Origin of the sequence: Planosporangium mesophilum (assembly GCF_016863255.1) — a bacterium.
GTDB classification, from domain to species: domain Bacteria; phylum Actinomycetota; class Actinomycetes; order Mycobacteriales; family Micromonosporaceae; genus Planosporangium; species Planosporangium mesophilum.
Genome location: NZ_BOON01000103.1, coordinates 1 through 705, shown reverse-complemented (window position 1 = coordinate 705; position 705 = coordinate 1). Strand labels below are relative to the sequence as shown.

Below are 705 nucleotides of genomic sequence, written 5' to 3'. Positions count from 1 at the left end.
CCGGCCTCGTCGATCAGGTCGATGGCCTTGTCCGGCAGGTACCGGTCGGAGATGTACCGGTCGGCCAGGGTGGCCGCGGCCACCAGCGCGGCGTCGGTGATGCTGACCCGGTGGTGGGCCTCGTAGCGGTCCCGCAGGCCCTTGAGGATCTCGATCGTGTGCGCCAGCGACGGCTCACCGACCTGGATCGGCTGGAAACGACGCTCCAACGCGGCGTCCTTCTCCAGGTGCTTGCGGTACTCGTCCAGCGTGGTGGCACCGATGGTCTGCAGCTCGCCGCGGGCCAGCATCGGCTTGAGGATGCTGGCGGCGTCGATCGCGCCCTCCGCGGCACCCGCCCCGACGAGCGTGTGGATCTCGTCGATGAACAGGATGATGTCGCCGCGGGTACGGATCTCCTTGAGCACCTTCTTGAGCCGCTCCTCGAAGTCACCGCGGTAACGCGAACCCGCCACCAGGGCACCCAGGTCGAGGGTGTACAGCTGCTTGTCCTTGAGCGTCTCGGGCACCTCGCCCTTGACGATCGCCTGCGACAGGCCCTCCACCACGGCGGTCTTACCGACACCGGGCTCGCCGATCAGGACCGGGTTGTTCTTGGTACGGCGGGAGAGCACCTGCATCACCCGCTCGATCTCCTTCTCACGCCCGATGACCGGGTCCAGCTTGCCCTCACGGGCAGCCTGCGTGAGATTGCGCCCGAACTGG

The 705-nt window shown here is 67.7% G+C and carries 1 protein-coding gene; it reads right to left on the bottom strand.

All coding sequences use genetic code 11. From position 1 onward, the window contains the following. The coding region (locus Pme01_RS30715; RefSeq protein WP_168118347.1) for an AAA family ATPase at window positions 1-705 on the bottom strand (705 nt) is incomplete at both ends.